Source organism: Streptomyces sp. CRN 30 (genome assembly GCF_034105845.1).
On the sequence record NZ_JAVRHI010000509.1, the window covers coordinates 44967 to 63630 of the forward strand.

An 18664-nucleotide genomic window follows, 5' to 3' on the forward strand; every position below is an offset into this window, starting at 1 on the left:
CTGGACCATGGATCACTCACGTGTCCCGGTTCTCGAAGCGCTGGAGGAGTTCAGGCGGCGCGGGGACGTGGCGTACGGCCCTCCGGGTCACAAGCAGGGCAGGGGCGCCGACCCGCGGGTGGTGGAGATCCTGGGCGAGGGGGTGTTCCGGTCCGACGTGCTGTCCCTCAACGGCCTCGACGACCGCCGTCAGTCGCGGGGGATCATTCCGCAGGCCGAGGAGCTGATGGCGGACGCGGTCGGCGCCGACCGGGCCTTCTTCTCCACCTGCGGCAGCTCGTTGTCCGTGAAGACGGCAATGGTGTCCGTGGCCGGGCCCGGCGAGAAGCTGCTCGTGTCGCGCAACGCGCACAAGGCGGTGGTCTCCGCGCTCGTCGTCAACGGGGTGGAGCCGGTGTGGGTGCACCCGAAGTTCGACGCGGAACGGCACCTGGCCCACCCGCCGGAGCCCGACGACGTGCGCCGGGCGTTCCGGGCCCACCCCGACGCCAAGGGCATGCTGCTGATCACGCCCACGGACTGGGGATCCTGCGCGGACATCCGCGGGGTCGCCGCCGTGTGCCACGACCACGACGTACCGCTGATCGTCGACGAGGCGTGGGGCGCCCACCTGCCCTTCCACACCGGTCTGCCGGCCTGGGGCATGGACGCCGACGCCGACCTGGTCGTCACCAGCGTGCACAAGATGGGCGGGGCGATCGAGCAGAGCTCGGTGTTCCACCTCAAGGGCGACCGGGTCTCGCCCGACGTGCTCAAGCAGCGGGAGGACCTGCTGGGCACCACCAGCGCCTCCACGCTGGTGTACGCCACGCTCGACGGGTGGCGCCGGCAGATGGTCGAGCAGGGGCACGACCTGCTGGAGGGCGCGCTGCGGCGGGCCGAGCGGGTGCGTGCGGCGATCGGGGAGATGCCCGGGCTGCGGCCGATGGGCGAGGAGGTCGTGCGCGAGGGGCTCACCGCGGAGTTCGATCCACTGAAGATCACCGTCGACGTACGCGAGCTGGGCATCAGCGGCATGCAGGCCACCGAGTGGCTGCGCACCGAGCACCACGTCGACATGGGCGCCTCGGACAGCTGCCGGATCAGTGCGAGCCTCACCCACGCCGACGACGACCGGACCGAGGAACTGCTCCGCGACGCGCTGCGGGACCTGACCGAACGGGCCGGGTCCATCGAACGGCGGCCCCCCGTACGGCTGCCGCAACCCGGCGACCTGGAACTGGAGCAGGCCGTGCTGCCCCGGGACGCCTTCTTCGCGGAGGCGGAGCGGGTACCGGCGGACCGGGCCGCGGGCCGGGTGGCGGCGGAGATGGTGACCCCCTATCCGCCGGGCGTGCCCGTCATCGCCCCCGGCGAGGTCATCACCCGGGAGATCGTCGACTACCTGCGCAGCGGGCTCGCCGCCGGCGTGCTCATCCCGGACGCCGCCGACTCCTCACTGGACACCTTCCGGGTCATGACCCGCTGAGGCCCCCGCGCCGTCCCGGCACGACGGGGCGGCGCGGGCGTCCCGCCCGTGGACGGCGGACGGCCCGGTGAGGGAAGTCCCTCACCGGGCCGTGATCGTGCTTCTCGTCCTCGTCCGTCCCCGTTCGAGTACGGGGGCGCGGCGGTCCACCGTGTGGCCGTGGGGTGACCGGGTCGACCGGTCAGGCGTGACGGTGCGAGCGGCCGTTGTTGCCCGTGACGAGTCGGTAGAGCAGCAGCAGGATCATCGAGCCGACGATGGCGGCGACCCAGGTCGACAGGCTGAAGAAGCCGTCGATGGAGTCCACTCCGAAGATCACCTTGCCGAGCCAGCCGCCCAGCAGACCACCCGCGATACCGATCAGCATCGTGATGATGATGCCGCCCGGGTCCTTGCCCGGCATCAGCATCTTGGCGATGGCGCCGGCCAGCAGACCGATCAGGATCCAAGCGATGATTCCCACGGTTCCTCCACTGTCGTTCGAATGTGTGTCCCCCTCCGGATGCACCGTGAAGGCCGAAGCAAACCACCGTGATTTCGAGAGACCGGTGGGGCATCCTTCCCGGACCCGTACGGGTGTGCCCGGTCCGATCGCGGGCATGCAGGACGGGTGACTGTGACGTCGCGCGGTCCGCGTGGCGTCACGCCCGAGGGAACCGGTACGAGGAGGACTGCGGCATGCGCACTGGACTGCTCGGCACGGGACCGTGGGCCGGGATGGCCCACGCCCCCGCACTCAGCGAGCACCCGGAACTCGAGTTCACCGGCGTGTGGGGCCGGCGCCCGGAGGCGGCCGGGGCCCTGGCCGCACGGCACGGCACGCGCGTGTACGAGGACGTCGACGCGCTGTTCGCCGACGTGGACGCGGTGGCGGTCGCCCTCCCGCCCGCCGTACAGGCCCCGCTCGCGGCGCGGGCCGCGCGGGCGGGCTGCCACCTGCTGCTCGACAAGCCCCTCGCGGCGGACGTCGCGGAGGGGCGGGAGGTGGTGCGGGCGGTCACGGAGGCCGGTGTGGCCTCGGTGGTCTTCCTCACCAGCCGGTTCCAGTCCGCGCCCGAGGCCTGGATCGCCGAACAGGCCGCCGTCGACGGCTGGTTCACCGCGCGTGCCGAGTGGCTCGGCGCGGTGTTCACCGGCGACAGCCCGTTCGCCGCGTCCGCGTGGCGGCGGGAGCGGGGCGCCCTGTGGGACGTCGGCCCGCACGCCCTGTCGGTGCTGCTGCCGGTGCTCGGCGACGTGACACGGGTGGCGGCCGCCACGCGCGGCCCCGGGGACACCGTCCACCTGGTCCTGGCGCACACCGGCGGGGCCACCAGCACGCTCACCCTCAGCCTCACCGCGCCGCCCGCGGCCGCGGGGGCCGTCGTCGAACTGCGGGGCAAGGCGGGGACGACCGTCCTCCCCATGTCCCACGAGGGGCCGGTACCCGCCCTCGTACGGGCCGCCGACGCGCTCCTCGACGCCGCCCGCACCGGCCGCCCGCACCCCTGCGACGCCGCGTTCGGGCTGCGCGTCACGGAGGTCCTCGCGGCGGCGGAGGACCGGCTGGCCCGGGCCTGAGTCAGCCGAGCGAGCGGAAGAACGCGCGGACGTCCTCGACGAGGAGGTCCGGGGCCTCCATGGCGAGGAAGTGGCCGCCGCGGCCGAGTTCGGTCCAGCGCACGACGTCGTGGTCGCGCTCGGCCCAGCGGCGGACGGTCACGTCGTGCGTGGAGAGCAGCACGGCCGTGGGTACCGTCCCGCCTCCGCCGTCCGCCGACCAGGCCTCCGCGCCCTGGGCCGCGTCCCACGCGGTGGCGGACATCTCCTCGTAGTAGATCTGGGCGGCCGAGGCCGCGGTGCCGGTGAACCAGTACAGGGACACGTTGGTCAGCATGCGGTCCCGGTCGATGGCGTCCTCGGGCAGTCCGTCCCCCGGGTCGGTGAGCTCCTTGTACTTCTCGACGATCCAGGCGAGCTGGCCGGCGGGGGAATCGGTGAGGGCGTAGGCGACCGTCTGCGGGCGCTTGGCGTTGCACTGCAGGTAACCGTCGTTGAAGTCCTGCATGGCCTGCCAGCGGCGCTGGTCGGCCTCGTCGAGCCCGTCCGTCTCCCCCTCCTCGCCGACGGGGAACGCGATCATGCCGTTGACGTGGACGCCGATCACGCGGTCCGGCGCCCGCCTGCCCATTTCGGGGCCCACCCAGGAGCCGGTGTCGTACCCCTGGACGCCGTACCGCGGGTAGCCGAGCCGTGTCATCAGCTCGTCGAACACCTCGGCCATCCGGGCCGCGCCCATGCCGGGGCCGGCCAGCGGGGTGGAGAAGCCGAAGCCGGGGAGGGACGGGACGACCAGGTGGAAGGCGTCGGCGGGGTCCCCGCCGTGTGCCCGGGGGTCGGACAGGGGGCCGAGGACGTCGAGGAAGTCCGCCGCCGTACCGGGCCAGCCGTGCAGCAGGAGCAAGGGGGTGGCGCCGGGCTCCGGGGAGCGCACGTGGAAGAAGTGCACGGTCTGCCCGCCGGCCTCGGTCACGAACTGGGGTCGGTCGTTGAGCGTCTTCTCCTGGGCCCGCCAGTCGTAGGCGGTGCGCCAGTACCCGGCCAGCTCCCGCAGGTACGCCACCGGGACGCCGCGGGTCCAGCCGACGCCGGACAGCTCGTCGGGCCAGCGGGTGGCGGCCAGGCGCGCGTGGAGGTCGTCGAGGCGGTCCTGCGGGACGTCGATGCGGAACGGGCGGACGCCCGGTGTCGTGTTCACCATGGCGGTGACGCTAGGAGCCACCTGGGACGGCCACGGTCCTAGCTCTGCGGCAGGCTGACGCCATGGTGAAGACCTCCGCGCGGCTGCTGAAGCTGCTCGCGCTGCTGCAGACCCGCCGGGAACGGTCCGGTGCCGAGCTCGCCGAGCGGCTCGGCGTCAGCCGCCGCACCGTACGCCGTGACGTCGAACGGCTGCGCGAGCTGGGCTATCCGGTGCACGCCACCCCGGGGGCGACCGGCTACCGGCTCGGCGCCGGGGCGGGGCTGCCGCCGCTGCTGCTGGACGACGAGGAGGCCGTCGCCGTCGTGGTCGGGCTGCGCACCGCGGCCGGCGGCTCGGTCGCGGGCATCGAGGAGTCCTCGCTGCGGGCGCTCGCCAAGCTGGAGCAGGTGCTGCCGGCCCGGCTGCGGCACCGGGTGGCCACCCTGCACGGGGCCACCGTCCGGGCCGGTGAGGTGCCGGGGCCGCGGGTCCGCCCGGACACCCTGATGGCCGTCGCGGAGGCCTGCCGCCGCCGCGAGCGCCTGCGCTTCGACTACGAGGGCACGCGCGGCGGGTCCGGCGTCCGCTGCGTCGAGCCGCACAGTCTGGTCAGTTTCGACCGCCGCTGGTACCTGGTGGCCTGGGACACCGACCGCGCCGACTGGCGCACCTTCCGCGTCGACCGGCTCGCCCCGCGGACCCCCACCGGTCCGCGCTTCGTCCCGCGCCCGCTGCCGTACACCGACGGCGACGGCGACGGCGACGGCGGGGAGGACGTGGCCGCGTACCTCTCCCACCAGCTGTCGGCACGGACCTGGCCCTTCCGGGCCACCGTCGTCCTGCACGAGTCCGCCGGGGCGGTCGCGGACCGCGTGTGGCCCGGCATGGGCGCCGTCGAACCGGTGGACGACCGGAGCTGTCTGCTGCACGTCGGCGCCGCCACCCCGCGCGACCTCGCGTGGATGATCACCTCGGTGGACGCCGACTTCACGCTCCGCGACGCACCGCCCGAGCTCGCCGAGGCCCTGCGGGTCCAGGGCACCCGCTGCCTGGACGCGGTGGCCGGGGCCGACGGCCCCTCCGGCACCGGAGCGCACGGCGCATGAAGGCGGGCCGGCGCACACCCCGGCCCGTTGCCCAGGTCGTGCGCCGGCCCGCCTCCTCGTACGGGTGCGGGGACGGGACGGACCGGTGCGCGGCCCGTCCCGTCCCCCGGCGTCCGTGCTCAGCCGCCGCCCAGCCGCGAGCGCAGCAGCTGCTTGCCCAGTTCGGCGCCCTTGCGGCTGTCGGCCTGTGCCTTGCGGAACAGCTCCACGACCTCGGTGTCCTTCTCGCGCTCCGCGTCCTGGATGTAGCTCTCCAGGCGCAGGGCGTTGGCCAGGCACGCCTCGACGTACCAGATGAGGTTGTAGTCCTTGTCCCGCGTGCCGGTCACGCCGCCGGTCTCCGTCTTGTGGGTCACGCCGGTCCACCTCCGTGTCGTGTGTCGTGCGCGGCTCGTCGTCCGTGCCGCGGCCGGATCGTCGGGGTCGTCCGGGAACGCCGCCCGGGTACCCGGTCGCTCACCGCGTACACGAGGTCACTTTCCGCCGTCGTCGGCCGGTCGGACACGCCGCGGCTCAGGGGCCGCCCCGCTTCTTCTGCTCGCGCACGGCCTCGGGGTCGCCCGAGGCGCCGACCGCCGGGGCGAGGCCGTCGGACGGCGGGTCGACCTCCAGCGGAGGCCGCCACTCGCCGCGTTCCACCCGTTCTCCGGGCTGCAGTCCCTCGACGGGACCCTCCGCGATCTCCGGCTGCTGCACATCGCTGCCGGCCACCGCCGCGTTGTCGCCCCTGCCGATGGGGGCCCGGCGCTCGGCCCCGCCCTCCGTGGGGTCGGGCACCTTGCCCGTGCTCTCGCGGGAGCCGCGCTCCTGCGAGGCGTCGCGCCCCGCCTGTTCCGTCGCGGCCCGTTCCGTCGCCTCGTGTTCCCGGTCCGTCACAGCGCTCGCTCCTCCTCGACTCGTCCGACGTCCGTCTTCCTCGCGGTCAGCCCTGCCGGGGCCGTCCGTCCGCCTCGTCCGCGTCGTCCCCGTCACGCCCGCCCTCCGCCTGCGAGGGGGTGGGCCGGGGCGCGTCGGCGTGCGGACGTGTCTCTCCGGTGCCGCGCTCGGCCTCGACGGCGGCCTCGTCGTCGCGTTCGCCCTCGGCCTGAGACGGTGTCTGCTCGCCCAACGGTGTGCCTCCAGTTGCCTTGTTCCGTGCGTACCGGTCCGTCGAGGACCGTGCGCGTTTCCCACGAGGGTGTGGCGAGTAACCGCAGGGTGGCGGCACAAACAGGGCCGCCCGACGGCGGGCGTGCGTGACCCGGCCGGCCGTCGCGGGCCACAGCCCACCCCGTCCCCGATACGCGCTTACCGTTCAGTAATATCGCTCGGTGGTCCACCGCGGGCCGCCCCCCGAGGAGGAACCGTGCCCCGCTCGAACCGCTCGCCCCTGCTGCTCGCCGGTCTGCTGGCCACGGCCGGCGTCGCCCATTTCGCCGCACCGAAGCGGTTCGACTCGATCGTCCCGCGGAGCCTGCCGGGGTCGGCGCGGAGCTGGACGTACGCGAGCGGCGTAGCGGAACTGGCCCTGGCCGCCGGGCTGGTGCTGCCCCGCACCCGGCGGACGAGCGCGCGGGCCACGGCGGCCCTCTTCGTCGGCGTCCTCCCGGCCAACGTGAAGATGGCGGCCGACTGGCGGGACCGGCCCACCGCGCTGCGGGCCGCGGCGTACGCCCGGCTCCCGCTCCAGGTGCCGCTCGTCCTGTGGGCGCGGAGCGTCGCCGAGGGAGCCGACGGCCCGGCATGATGGCCGTGCGGGCGACCGGACCTCCTGCCCGACGCCGTCGAGCGCCGGCCGGAAGGCGGGGGTCGCCCGCGCCAGGTCCCCGCGGGGCCCGTCCGGCGCCCTGGCCTCAGGCGACCTGACCGCTGTGCAGCGCCGTGTAGGCGCCGCCCCGGCGGAGCAGTTCCTCGTGGGTGCCGATCTCCTGGATGCGGCCGTCGCCCATGACCACGATCCGGTCCGCGCCGCGCACGGTCGACAGCCGGTGCGCCACCACGAAGGTGGTGCGCCCGCTCAGCAGCCGGCCGAGGGCCTGCTGGACGAGGGCCTCCGACTGGGTGTCGAGGGCCGAGGTCGCCTCGTCCAGGACGAGCACCTTCGGGTCCCGGATCAGCGCGCGGGCAATGGCCAGGCGCTGCTTCTGGCCGCCGGACAGCCGTGCCCCGCGCTCGCCGACCATGGTGTCCAGGCCGCGGGGCAGCCGGTCGACGAACTCCAGCGCGTTGGCGTCGCGCAGGGCCGCGCGGACCGTCTCCTCGTCGGCCTCGTCCATCCCGTAGGCCACGTTCTCCCGGATCGTGCCGTCGAAGAGGATCGACTCCTGCGGCACCACCGAGACGAATCTGCGGTAGGTGCGCAGGTCGAGGGTGCTCATGTCGGTGCCGTCGAGCAGCAGCCGGCCGGAGGTGGGGCGGATGAAGCCGATGACCAGGTTGAGCACCGTGGATTTGCCCGCGCCCGAGGCGCCCACGAAGGCGATGGTCTCGCCCGGCGCCACGGAGAGGGTGAAGTCCTGTACGGCGGGGCGCTCCGTGGCGTCGTACGCGTGGCCGACCCGCTGGAAGGTGACGGCGCCGCGGACGGCGTCCAGCTTCGTCTTGCCCTCGTTGTCCTCCAGCTCGGGCGCCTGGAGCACCTCGCCCACCGAGCGGACGGACTCCAGGCCCTTGGTGATGACCGGGGCGAGGCCCACGAGGGTGGTGGTCGAGTTGGTGAGGGTGGTCAGGAAGGCGCTGAGCATGACGACGTCACCCGCGCTGACGCCCCAGACGCCGTAGTACGAGATCAGCGCCGCGCCCGTGAGGACCAGGACGCCGACGATGTTGAGGACCACCCAGGCCAGGGAGGCGAAGCGCCCGTTGAGCAGGTCCAGGCGCAGCGCGGACTTCAGGACCCGGCTGAGCGTGCCGTCCATGCGGTGCAGCGCCTTGCCCTCCAGGCCGTGCGCCCGGGTGACCGGGATCAGCCGGGTCATCTCGGTGACCTTGGACGACAGGGTCTCGACCTCGAGGCGGAAGTGCTCGTTGTGGGTGCGCAGCCGGGCCCGCAGCCGGGCCACGACGATGGCGGCGGCGGGCACGACGACGAGGAAGACGGGCACGAACTCGGGGGTGCGCACCGCGATGATGACGAGGCCGCCGGTGAGCACGGTGAGCGCGCCGAGTCCCGTCTCCGTGGTCTGCTGCACCATCGTCTCGACGGTCTCCACGTCCCGGACGACCTTCGCCTGGAGCACACCGGCGCTCATCCGCGCGTGGTAGCCGATGGAGAGCTGCTGCATGCGGGTGACCAGGGCGGAGCGCAGCGTGGTGCCCATGCGGCGCACGCTGCCGTACAGCAGGCGGACGAAGAGCAGGTGCAGCGGGTAGTTGACGACCAGGATGAACATGATGACGCCGGCGCTCAGCCACAGCTGGCCGATCGGGGCGTGCTGCACGACGGTGTCGATGATGGTCGCGGTGATCAGCGGCAGCAGCCACACCGGGCTGTGCTTGACCGTGAAGACGGCGGCGGCCGCGGCCAGCCGCCACCGGTCGGCGCGCAGCAGGTAGCCGAGCGTACGGACCGGGTGTTCGTCCCGGTAACGATGGTCGAGCGGTTTTTCCGGCGAAGCCATGGAGGGCGGTCCTATCCCGTGGGGCAAGTGGATGGCAAGCGCTTACTGCCCAGGCCGGCCGGGAGTACACCAGGGCGACGGGAACGCCCGTGCGTGGCGTCCGCGGCCGGTGGGCCGGGACGCCACGCACGGGCGGGGGTGGTGCGGGACGGTGGTGGTGTCCGGTCGTACGGGGTGTGGCCTCACCGGGTGAGGCCGTACGGACCGTGCCTCAGCGTTCGACGACGTGCCGCTCGTTGGGGACGCAGTGCGTCATGGTGAGCCCCTCGACGTCGCGCGGCGGGTTCTTGCCGAGGTTCGCCAGGCGCTGGCGGTCCTCGTCGGTGAGGTCCTGGCTCGCCAGCGGCTCCAGGTGCTTCACGTCCTCCGCGCCGATGCCGATGCCCTTGCCCACGCGCTCGCCGAGCTCGTTCTCGACCAGGAAGAAGTGCCAGACCATCCGCTCCTGGACCGGCCGGTCGCACTGCGAGAGCAGGTCGGTGAAGTTCTTCACCAGGTCGTCGCGCTCCCAGTCCTCCATCAGCCGGAAGCGCTGCCCGGCCTGGAGGTAGTCGTTGGTGCGCGGGATGCGCTTGCGGGTGAGGCGGCCGGTGATCTCCGGGCCCTGGTCGTCGTGGGTCGGGTACTGGGCCTCCCGCAGGCCGCCCATCAGCGACGGCTCGTAGTTGATGTGCGAGCTCTCGCCGCCGTCGTCGATGGAGTACGCCATCTGGCCGTCGCGCTGGTTGGTGCGCACCTCGGCGTGCTTGGCCTGGTTGACGGGGAGCTGGAGGTAGTTCGGGCCCACCCGGTAGCGCTGGGTGTCGCTGTACGAGAAGGTGCGGCCGACCAGCATCTTGTCGTCGGAGAAGTCCAGGCCGTCGACGAGGACGCCGGTGCCGAAGGAGATCTGCTCGTTCTCCGCGAAGTAGTTCTCCGGCATGCGGTTCAGCACCATCTTGCCGACCGGCTTCGGCGGGAAGTCCTGCTCCGGCCAGGTCTTGGTGTCGTCGAGCGGGTCGAAGTCCAGCTCCGGGTGGTCGTGGTCCTCCATGACCTGGACCAGCAGTTCCCACTCGGGGTAGTCACCGCGCGCGACCGCCTCGTACAGGTCCTTGGTGGCGTGGCCGAGGCCCTGCGCCTGCACGTTGGCGGCGTCCTCCTCGGTCATGCTGCGCACGCCCTGCTTCGGCTGCCAGTGGTACTTCACCAGCACGGTGTCGCCCTGCTGGTTGACCCACTTGTAGGTGTTGACGCCGAAGCCCTGCTGGTGGCGGTAGTCGGCGGGGATGCCGCGTGGGCTGAAGAGGTTGACGAGCATGTGCATGCACTCGGGGGTCTGCGACATGAAGTCGAAGATCCGCCGGGGCTGCTGCTCGAAGGTGACCGGGTCGGGCTTGAGGGAGTGGATGACGTCGGGGAACTTGATCGCGTCCCGGATGAAGAAGACGCCGAGGTTGTTGCCGACGAGGTCCCAGTTGCCGTCCTCGGTGTAGAACTTCACCGCGAAGCCGCGCGGGTCGCGGGCCGCCTCGGAGGAGTCCCGGCCGCCGATGACGGTGGAGAAGCGCACGGCCAGGTCGGTGCGCTTGCCGCGCTCCTGGAACAGCTTGGCGCGGGTGTAGCGGTCGATGGGCTCGTCGCCCCAGGCGCCGTACGCCTCGAAGTAGCCGTACGCGGTCACCCCGCGCGCGTGGACGACGCGCTCCGGGATGCGCTCCCGGTCGAAGTGGCTGATCTTCTCCAGGAACTGGTAGTTCTCCAGGGTCGCCGGGCCGCGGGCACCGACGGTGCGCTGGTTCTGGTTGTCGTAGACCGGATGGCCCTGCCGGTTGGTGAGGACCTCGCGGTCGTCCCCGGGACCGGGTCCCTTGCTGGAAACGTCGGTCATGACGGCACTCCTTCGACTGTGCTTCGGCTGGGCGGTGCGCGGACGGGTACACAGCGGGACACGACGTGTGCCCGCGGGCACGCCGGTCCCGGCCGGCAGCCGGGCTCGGCTGATCGCGGCTGCGCGTCTGGGTACCCCGGCGTGCGGTATCGACGCATGCGCGGCGGACATCCGTCGGTGTGATCCGTGGGGCGTGCGGGACGCACGCGAGCGCCGGTCCGTGCCCCGGCGAGCACCGGACGGGCGCGGTAGCGGCCGCCGGGCGGGACCGTCCCCTCGCGAGCCGGTCGCGGCGCCCGGAACCACACGTGTCACGATGATCGGTGCCCGCCGCCTCGGGTCCCGGTACGGCGGGCACGCCGAGGAGCACCGTCGAGCACCGTGGAGAGGCAGGCAACCGCACCATGACCGCCGTACAGGGAACAGCCTTGGAGATCCCCACTCCGGACGGCACCGCCGACGCCTATCTCGCCCACCCCGGCGACGGGCGCCCCCGTCCGGCGGTCCTGCTCTACATGGACGCCTTCGGGCTCCGCCCCCACCTGGAGGAGATGGCCGACCGCCTGGCCGGGGCCGGGCACACGGTCCTGGTGCCCAACGTCTTCTACCGGCACGGACGCGCCCCGGTGGTCGAGCTGCCGTACCCGATCGACCCGGGGAGCCGCCCGGAGATCTTCGAGCGGCTCGGCCCGATCATGGGGGCGCTGACGCCCGAGCTCGCCATGCGGGACGCCGGGGCGTACCTGGACTGGCTGGCCGGGAGCCCGCTGACCGTGGACGGGCCCGTCGCGCTCACCGGTTACTGCATGGGCGCCGCGCTGGCCCTGCGCACCGCCGGAACGTATCCGGACCGGGTCGCCGCCGCGGCCGGCTTCCACGGCGGCAACCTGGCCACCGACGCGCCCGACAGCCCGCACCTGCTGGCCGGTCGCGTCACCGGCGAGCTGTACTTCGGCCACGCCGACCAGGACCACTCGCTGCCCCCGGAGCAGATCCGGCGGCTGGAGGAGGCGCTCACCGCGGCGGGCGTCCGCCACCGCTGCGAGGTCTACCCCGGCGCGCACCACGGTTTCACCCAGGCCGACACGGCCGCCTACGACCAGGAGGCCGCCGAGCGCCACTGGACGGCCCTGCTGGACCTGCTGGCCCGTACCTTCTGACCCGCTCCGCCCCCGCCAGGCCCCCGCGCCCGGTTCCGCGCACCGTTCGTGCACCGCGGAACCGGGCGCGGTGGCGTGGAACCTCCACATCCTCTCCATTGACATGCACTCGCCGCAGCGCAACGCTGAGAGCGCTCTCATTGGTACAGACCGCGTTACCCCCACACCCCCCAAGCACCCCCCACACACCCCCACACGAGCGCGACCGCACGGAGGTAGGAGAGTGGCAGCAACAACACTCGGGAGACGAGGACACCGGACCCTGGTGACGATCGCGGCGACCGCCCTGGGCGCCGCCCTCGCGATCGGCACACCGGCCCCGGCCCCGGCGGCGGAGGCGGCCGTCCCCGCGACCATCCCCCTGGACCTGACCAACAACTCCGGCCGCGGCGAGGCCGTGTACGTCTACGTCATCGGCACCGAGCTGTCCTCGGGCCGGCAGGGGTACGCCGACGCGAACGGCGTCTTCCACGCGTGGCCCGCCGGCGGCAATCCCCCCACACCCGCGCCGGACGCCTCCATCCCGGGCCCGGCCGCCGGGCAGTCGAAGACGATCCGGCTGCCCAAATTCTCGGGCCGGGTCTACTACTCGTACGGACAGAAGCTCGAGTTCCGGCTGACCACCGGCGGCCTGGTGCAGCCCGCCGTGCAGAACGCGAGCGACCCGAACCGGAACATCCTGTTCAACTGGACGGAGTACACCCTCAACGACTCCGGCATCTGGATCAACAGCACCCAGGTCGACATGTTCTCCGCGCCGTACTCGGTGGGCGTACGCCGGGGCGACGGCTCCACCGCGACCATCGGCAAGCTCAAGAGCGGTGGCTACAACGCCGTCGTCAACGGGCTGCGCGGACAGCAGGGCGGCTGGTCGAACCTGGTCCAGACGCGCTCCGACGGCACCGTCCTGCGGGTCCTCGCCCCCCTGTACGGGCTGGAGACCGGCGCGCTGCCCAGGAACGTGCTGGACGACTACGTCAACCGCGTCTGGCAGAAGTACTCCTCCGAGACGCTGACGGTCACCCCGTTCACGCACGAGCCGAACACCAAGTACTACGGCAAGGTGTCCGGCAACGTCATGAACTTCACCAACGGCTCAGGAGCCGTCGTCACCAGCTTCCAGAAGCCGGACGCCGACAGCATCTTCGGCTGCCACAAGCTGCTGGACGCGCCCAACGACCAGGTGCGCGGGCCGATCTCCCGCACCCTGTGCGCGGGCTTCAACCGGTCCACGCTCCTGACCAACCCAAACCAGCCGGACTCCTCCTCGGCGGGCTTCTACCAGGACGGCGTCACCAACCACTACGCCAAGCAGATCCACGCCCAGATGGCCGACGGCAAGGCCTACGCCTTCGCCTTCGACGACGTGGGCAACCACGAGTCCCTCGTCCACGACGGCGCTCCCCAGGGGGCGAGCATCACGCTCGACCCGTTCTCCTGATCGTCGCCCGGCGCCGCCCGCGGGGCCGCCGCCGCCCGGCTCATCCCCGCCGGGCGGCGCGGTCCTGCGTGCGGTGGTCGTAGTACGCCCAGACGGAGACCGCGACGAGGGCGGTGAGCACGACGAGCACCGGGCGGGCCACTCCCGAGGTGGCCAGAGCGACGAGGCCGACCGCGGCCCCGCCCGCGAACATGACCACACGGCTGAGCAGGTAGTGCTTCGGGTCCTGCGGGTTCTCCCGGTCCTTCAGCTCGTGCAGGGCCTCCTTGGCCGGCTCGTCCGCGCCGCGCCGACGGCGCCTGCGGTACTCCAGCCCGAAGCTGATCAGGGCGTACAGCGCGATCGCGCCCAACGCCCACAGCCAGGTCCCGGGATCGCCACTCGTTCCACGCGCCAGCACCACGCCGGACCACCTCCCTTTCGGCGCCTGTTACCCGGACCCCCGCGAAACAGACCCGCCCACTTGGTATGGACCTGACAGCCGGCGCGGGCTACGCTCCACACCGCTCCAACCACGGAGAGCGCTCTCACGCAGCAGTCACCCGCACCGCCCGTTCCACCCCCACCTCGCTGGAACAACGAAGGGCAACTCCCTTGAGACGCAACAGATTCAGGCAGGCCGGTCTCGCGGCACTCCTCGTCGTCGGCACCTGGGCCGCCGCCGGAACCGTGACCGCGTCGGCGAGCGGCACCCCCACGGCCGACGAGGCCCCGGCCTCCGCCGGTCTCCTCTCCGCCCTGCAGCAGGACCTCGGGCTGACCCGGGCGCAGGCCGAGGAGCGGCTGGCCGCCGAGGAGCGGGCGACCGCCCTCGAACCGGAGGTCCGCCGGACCGCGGGGGCCGCGTACGGCGGTTCCTGGTTCGACGCCTCGAGCGGCAGGCTGACCGTCGCCGTCACCTCCGACGCCTCCGCCACGACCGTACGGACCCTCCGCGCCACCGGTGCGGCCGTGCGCACCGCGCCGCACAGCGCACGTGAACTGGACACCACGAAGCAGCGCATCGACGCGCTGTCCGCGCCCGAGGGCGTGAGCAGCTGGCACGTCGACCCGGAGGCGGGTTCGGTCGTCGTGAACGTCGTCGCCGACCAGCGCTCGGACAACGATGTCCAGCGGTTCGTCGCCCGCGCCCGCGAGGCCGGTCCCGTCACCGTCGCCGAGGTCGCGGCGGCACCGGAGACGTTCGCCGCCGGGACGGTCGGCGGCGATCCGTACTACACGGGCAACGTCCGCTGCTCCATAGGGTTCTCGGTGCACGGGGGCTTCGTCACCGCCGGGCACTGCGGCCCGAGGGGCCAGGCCGTGCGCGGCTGGGACAACACCCACATCGGCACCTTCCAGGGCTCCTCGTTCCCCGGCGACGACATGGCCTGGGTGAGCGTGGGCAGCGGCTGGTGGACGGTCCCGGTCGTCCTGGGCTGGGGCACCGTCTCCGACCAGCTGGTGCGCGGTTCGGCCGAGGCGCCCGTCGGCGCGTCGGTCTGCCGGTCGGGCTCGACCACGCGCTGGCACTGCGGCAGGGTCCTCGCCAAGAACGAGACCGTCAACTACAGCCAGGGCGCGGTGCACCAGATGACCAAGACCAGCGTCTGCGCGGAGCCCGGCGACTCGGGCGGCTCGTTCATCAGCGGCGACCAGGCCCAGGGCGTCACCTCCGGCGGCTGGGGCAACTGCTCCGGCGGCGGCGAGACCTGGCACCAGCCCGTCAACGAGATCCTCAACCGTTACGGCCTGACCCTGCACACGGCCTGAGCCGGAACGTCGGGGCACCCGCCGGTCCGCACGCGGCGGCGGGTGCCCTCGTCCGGACGCACGTCCCGGCGCGCTACACGGCGCCCGGTACGAAGTTGACGCGCTCGCGGACCACCGGGAACCCGGCCCGCGCGAAGTGCGCCGCCATGGGCCGGTTCCCCCGGTCGGTCGCCGCGGCGACGAAGGCGGCGCCCTGCCCGACCAGGGTGTGGAGGCACTCGGTCAGCAGGTCGTAGGCGTACCCGCGGCCGCGCCGCTCCGGCAGGACGCCGACGAACGCCACGCACGGGCCGGACGGGTTGTGGGCCGGGACGTGCATGCCGACCGGCTCCCCCGCCTCCGTGTACGCGACCTGCCACCACTCCCGCGGGGACGGCAGCCAGCGGAAGAAGTCCAGCTCCTCCTGCGCCGCCCGGTCGGGGCCGCCCTCCTCGACGGCCTTGCGCGCGTGGGCGTCCAGGGTCACCGAGTGGATGCGGCGCAGCATGTCGTGGAGGACCGCGTCGTCCGGTTCGGCGGCGAAGCGCAGCCGGCCGGGCCGCGCGGGCAGTCCGCACTCCGGCGTCCACCGGTACAGGTACCGCTCCACCAGCGGGGCGTACCCCGCGGCCGCCGCGGCGGCGCGGCGCGTCCCGGCGGCGGCACGCAGGTGCGGTACGTCACGCCAGCCACCCGGCAGGTTGAGTTCGAGCTCCACCTGCCAGGGCGCCGTGCGGAGCAGTGCGGCGCCCGCCTCGGTCTCGCCCTCCGCCACGTCGAACCAGTTGATGTTGAGGGGTGCGGTGTCGTCGGGGCCGCCCCACCAGGCGCCGCGGGCCACCACCCGGCCGTCGCGCAGGGCGACGCGCTTCCAGTCGGGGCGGTGCCGGGTCCGCGCGTGCGCCGTACGCGCGTCCAGGGGGTCCGGCATCGTGTCGAAGAGAGGGGCGTCGCCCTCGTCGAGCGTACGGATGACCAGGTCGGTCATGGATTCCTCCGGGAGGGAGCAGCGGTTCGCCGGATGCGCTCCCGGTCAGTCGAGGCACGCCGGGGCAGCGGTGAGGGAGCGCGGGAACGGTGTGTACGGCACGGCACTCGCCTCCTTCCGCTGGCCGTTGGTCTCAGGGCGTGGGCACTGACGGTACGGGGGCGCCCGCCCGACGTCCACCGGATTGGCGGGACGCCGCGTCAGCGGGCCGCCGCCCGGTCGCCGTCCGCTGCGGTCCGGTGCCGTGCGGGCAGCAGCCGGCGGGCGGTGAGCGCCAGGCTGAGCTCGACCATGTCGGTGGGGCGGGTGAGTGAACGGCCCGTCAGGTGCTCGCAGCGGCGCAGCCGGTTGAGGACGGTGTTGCGGTGGCAGTACAGCCGCTCCCCCGCGCGCTGCGCCGAGCCGTCGCAGTCCAGCCACGCGGTGAGGGTGTCCAGGAGCAGGTCGCGGTCGGCGGGTTCCAGGCGGAGCAGGGGGCCGAGGGCCCGCTCGGCGAGGGCCCGGCCGAGCTCCGGACTGGACACGACGAGGGCCGCGGGCAGCCGCTCGCACAGCCGCACGCCGCCCCCGTCCGCGGGACAGAGGCGCAGCGCCAGGTCGGCCAGCCGGCGGGCGTCGCCCAGTGCGGCGAGCCCGTCCACGGCGGGGCCGGTCCCCCACCGCACCCCGGCCGGCCGGTCCCGTTCCGGTGCGGCGTCCGGCAGCCCCTCCGCCCCGGCCGGGAGCAGGACGATGCCGTGGTCGACGTCCGCGCCGGTGTGCCAGTGCGCGCGCAGCCCCGCGGGGACCGCGGCCGACCGTACGTCCGCGCTCCCGGCGAGGGGCCCGCCGGCCACGGAGACGACGACGTACCGGCCGTCCTCCGGCAGGTCCAGCGCCTCGGCGGCCTCGGGCAGGTCGGCGATCCGGCTGGTCCCGTCGAGCAGCGCCGCCGCCAGCAGCCGCGACCGGTTCTCCCGGCGCCGGTTCAGCCGCCGCTCCGTCTGCCGGTAGGCCTCCGCGACGAGGGCGCTGTGCTCGTCCACGAAGTTCCACACGTCGGCCGCCACGTGCACGAGCAGGCGTACGTCGCCGGGGGCGGCCGCGGAGGTCTCCTCGACGAGCGCCTGCCACACCAGGGAGCCGCCGAGCCGGAAGGCGTGCAGCAGGGCGTCCAGGGGCAGCCCCTGCTCGGCGCGCTCGGCGCCGATCCGCCAGGAGCAGCGGCGGGCCGCGTCGCGGGTGCCGCGGGGGTCGATGAGCGAGGCCACGCTGTGCCGCAGGGAGCCGTGCGCCTCCTGCCAGACGGCCGTGCGGTCGGCGCGCAGCGCGGCCCGGTAGGCGGGCTGCTGTTCCTGCAGGGCGGCCACCAGCCGGTCGGTGAGCTCCGGGACGTCGTGCAGCAGTGACCGGGCCGCCCGGTGGAGCACCCGGCGCGCGTCCGCGTCGGTGCGCGAGCGGATCCGCGCGTCACGCGGTGGTGGAGCGTCGGGGGGCGGTCCCGGCCGGGTCGCGCCACGGGTCCGTACGGCGGGCTGCATCGCGGTCCTCCCTGGAGCGGTGGGCTGCGGCGCGCGCCGGCCGCGGGCCGCGCGGCCGGGCACGGTCCGGTGCGCGTCGGTCCGCGGCCGTGGCCGCCGCCTGAACTCGTCCTGCCCCGAAGAATGACATACCGTCCGGTCGGTCCCTAGAGTCCTGCGCCGGGCTTTTCCAGCCGGCCGGGGTCCTCCAGCTGTTCCACCCTGCGCGCCAGTTCCACCCGGGAGCGCACCCCGAGCGCGGCGAAGACGTTGCGCAGGTGGTGGTCGACCGTGCGGGTGCTGAGCGACAGGATCTGCGCCACCTCGCGGTTGGTGGCGCCCTCGGCCACGTGGCGGGCGATGCGCAGTTGCTGCGGGGTCAGCCGGGCGGACAGCGCGCCGGCGCTCTCCCCCGCGGGCGCCGCGCCGGTGGCGCGCAGTTCGCCGCGCGCCTGTCCGGCCCAGGCCCCGGCACCGCACCGTTCGAAGGCGACCAGCGCCTCCGTGAGCCGGTCGCGCGCCTCCCGGAGCCGCCTGCGTCTGCGCAGCCACTTGGCGTACAGCAGCTGGGTGCGGGCCTGTTCGAAGTCTCCGCCCACGGCCCGGTGGCGGGCCAGCGCGTCCCGGTAGTGCGCTTCGGCCCGGTCCTGGGGTGCCAGCAGGGCGCGGCAGCGGGCGAGCTGGGCGGGTGCCTGCGGGTCGGCGCCGAAGCGCGCCCACAGGGCGAACTCCGCCACGACCGCGTGCGCCTCCCGCGGCCGTCCGGCGAGGGCGGCCGCCTCGACGTAACAGGGCATGGCCAGCATCCGTACGGCGAAGTGCCCGTGGCGCGTACCGGCGCCGACCAGGGGGCCGAGGCGGGCGGCGGCCTCGGCGGGCCGGCCCCGGCCCAGGTCCGTGCGGCCGAGCGCCCATTCGGCGAGGGTGGCCGCCTGGGTGAGCCCGTGCCGCCGGGCGGTGCCGAGGGCGGCCTCGGCCTGTTCGGTGACGAGCGCGGCCTCGCCCTCGATCGACGCGGCCAGCGCCAGCACGGCGCGGTGGTGGGCCGCCGAGTTCCGCAGCCCGCAGTGGTGCGCGGCG

18 protein-coding genes are annotated in these 18664 nt (G+C 73.8%); 7 read left to right on the top strand and 11 right to left on the bottom strand.

Annotated features, from left to right (window positions below; all coding sequences use genetic code 11):
* The first annotated feature begins 7 nt into the window (after window positions 1-7).
* A complete protein-coding gene (locus tag UW392_RS59185) occupies window positions 8-1468 on the top strand; it encodes an ornithine decarboxylase (protein ID WP_320783782.1) in 1461 nt (486 codons plus the stop codon).
* Window positions 1469-1649: 181 nt separating this feature from the next.
* On the opposite strand, the gene UW392_RS59190 is transcribed toward UW392_RS59185, so the two are convergent.
* Window positions 1650-1931, bottom strand: coding sequence for a GlsB/YeaQ/YmgE family stress response membrane protein (locus tag UW392_RS59190; protein ID WP_320783783.1), 282 nt, complete (start codon window positions 1929-1931; stop codon window positions 1650-1652).
* Window positions 1932-2146: 215 nt separating this feature from the next.
* Between UW392_RS59190 and UW392_RS59195 the strand changes: the two genes are divergently transcribed.
* Window positions 2147-3028 (top strand): Gfo/Idh/MocA family oxidoreductase, encoded by an 882-nt coding sequence (locus tag UW392_RS59195; protein WP_320783784.1) that lies wholly within the window; start codon window positions 2147-2149, stop codon window positions 3026-3028.
* A 1-nt stretch (window position 3029) separates the two neighbouring features.
* Here the strand turns inward: UW392_RS59195 and UW392_RS59200 are convergent, their stop codons facing one another.
* On the bottom strand, window positions 3030-4208 hold the full coding sequence (locus UW392_RS59200) for an epoxide hydrolase (protein ID WP_320783785.1): 1179 nt from the start codon (window positions 4206-4208) through the stop codon (window positions 3030-3032).
* Window positions 4209-4270: 62 nt separating this feature from the next.
* On the opposite strand from UW392_RS59200, the gene UW392_RS59205 reads away from it, so the two are divergent.
* On the top strand, window positions 4271-5296 hold the full coding sequence (locus tag UW392_RS59205; RefSeq protein ID WP_320783786.1) for a helix-turn-helix transcriptional regulator: 1026 nt from the start codon (window positions 4271-4273) through the stop codon (window positions 5294-5296).
* A 119-nt stretch (window positions 5297-5415) separates the two neighbouring features.
* Here the strand turns inward: UW392_RS59205 and UW392_RS59210 are convergent, their stop codons facing one another.
* From UW392_RS59210 to UW392_RS59220, 3 genes are all read right to left on the bottom strand, one after another.
* The gene (locus UW392_RS59210; protein ID WP_320783787.1) at window positions 5416-5652 is read right to left on the bottom strand and encodes a hypothetical protein; all 237 of its coding nucleotides are present in this window, start codon (window positions 5650-5652) and stop codon (window positions 5416-5418) included.
* Between the two features lie 157 nt (window positions 5653-5809).
* A complete protein-coding gene (locus tag UW392_RS59215; RefSeq protein WP_320783788.1) occupies window positions 5810-6172 on the bottom strand; it encodes a hypothetical protein in 363 nt (120 codons plus the stop codon).
* Between the two features lie 46 nt (window positions 6173-6218).
* A complete protein-coding gene (locus tag UW392_RS59220) occupies window positions 6219-6404 on the bottom strand; it encodes a hypothetical protein (protein ID WP_320783789.1) in 186 nt (61 codons plus the stop codon).
* 237 nt (window positions 6405-6641) lie between these two features.
* Here UW392_RS59220 and UW392_RS59225 point away from each other — a divergent pair, with 237 nt between their 5' ends.
* Window positions 6642-7022 (top strand): hypothetical protein, encoded by a 381-nt coding sequence (locus tag UW392_RS59225; RefSeq protein ID WP_320783790.1) that lies wholly within the window; start codon window positions 6642-6644, stop codon window positions 7020-7022.
* Between the two features lie 106 nt (window positions 7023-7128).
* On the opposite strand, the gene UW392_RS59230 is transcribed toward UW392_RS59225, so the two are convergent.
* Together UW392_RS59230 and UW392_RS59235 are read right to left on the bottom strand one after the other, a co-directional pair.
* Window positions 7129-8895 (bottom strand): ABC transporter ATP-binding protein, encoded by a 1767-nt coding sequence (locus UW392_RS59230; protein ID WP_320783791.1) that lies wholly within the window; start codon window positions 8893-8895, stop codon window positions 7129-7131.
* A 211-nt stretch (window positions 8896-9106) separates the two neighbouring features.
* Complete coding sequence (locus tag UW392_RS59235) at window positions 9107-10765, bottom strand: catalase (RefSeq protein WP_320783792.1); 1659 nt, start codon at window positions 10763-10765, stop codon at window positions 9107-9109.
* Between the two features lie 404 nt (window positions 10766-11169).
* Between UW392_RS59235 and UW392_RS59240 the strand changes: the two genes are divergently transcribed.
* Both UW392_RS59240 and UW392_RS59245 read left to right on the top strand, forming a co-directional pair.
* Window positions 11170-11925, top strand: coding sequence for a dienelactone hydrolase family protein (locus UW392_RS59240; protein WP_320783793.1), 756 nt, complete (start codon window positions 11170-11172; stop codon window positions 11923-11925).
* Window positions 11926-12190: 265 nt separating this feature from the next.
* Window positions 12191-13366 carry a glycoside hydrolase family 64 protein gene (locus tag UW392_RS59245; protein ID WP_320783794.1) on the top strand — a complete coding sequence of 392 codons (1176 nt, stop codon included), beginning with the start codon at window positions 12191-12193 and terminating at the stop codon, window positions 13364-13366.
* 40 nt (window positions 13367-13406) lie between these two features.
* On the opposite strand, the gene UW392_RS59250 is transcribed toward UW392_RS59245, so the two are convergent.
* Complete coding sequence (locus UW392_RS59250; protein WP_320783795.1) at window positions 13407-13769, bottom strand: hypothetical protein; 363 nt, start codon at window positions 13767-13769, stop codon at window positions 13407-13409.
* Window positions 13770-13960: 191 nt separating this feature from the next.
* On the opposite strand from UW392_RS59250, the gene UW392_RS59255 reads away from it, so the two are divergent.
* Window positions 13961-15118, top strand: a complete 1158-nt coding sequence (locus UW392_RS59255; RefSeq protein ID WP_320783796.1) for a S1 family peptidase — start codon at window positions 13961-13963, stop codon at window positions 15116-15118.
* A 73-nt stretch (window positions 15119-15191) separates the two neighbouring features.
* On the opposite strand, the gene UW392_RS59260 is transcribed toward UW392_RS59255, so the two are convergent.
* From UW392_RS59260 to UW392_RS59270, 3 genes are all read right to left on the bottom strand, one after another.
* The gene (locus tag UW392_RS59260) at window positions 15192-16085 is read right to left on the bottom strand and encodes a GNAT family N-acetyltransferase (protein ID WP_320783797.1); all 894 of its coding nucleotides are present in this window, start codon (window positions 16083-16085) and stop codon (window positions 15192-15194) included.
* Window positions 16086-16285: 200 nt separating this feature from the next.
* Window positions 16286-17605 (bottom strand): helix-turn-helix domain-containing protein, encoded by a 1320-nt coding sequence (locus tag UW392_RS59265; protein WP_320783798.1) that lies wholly within the window; start codon window positions 17603-17605, stop codon window positions 16286-16288.
* A gap of 146 nt (window positions 17606-17751) precedes the next feature.
* The coding region (locus UW392_RS59270; protein WP_320783799.1) for a helix-turn-helix transcriptional regulator at window positions 17752-18664 on the bottom strand (913 nt) is incomplete at its 5' end.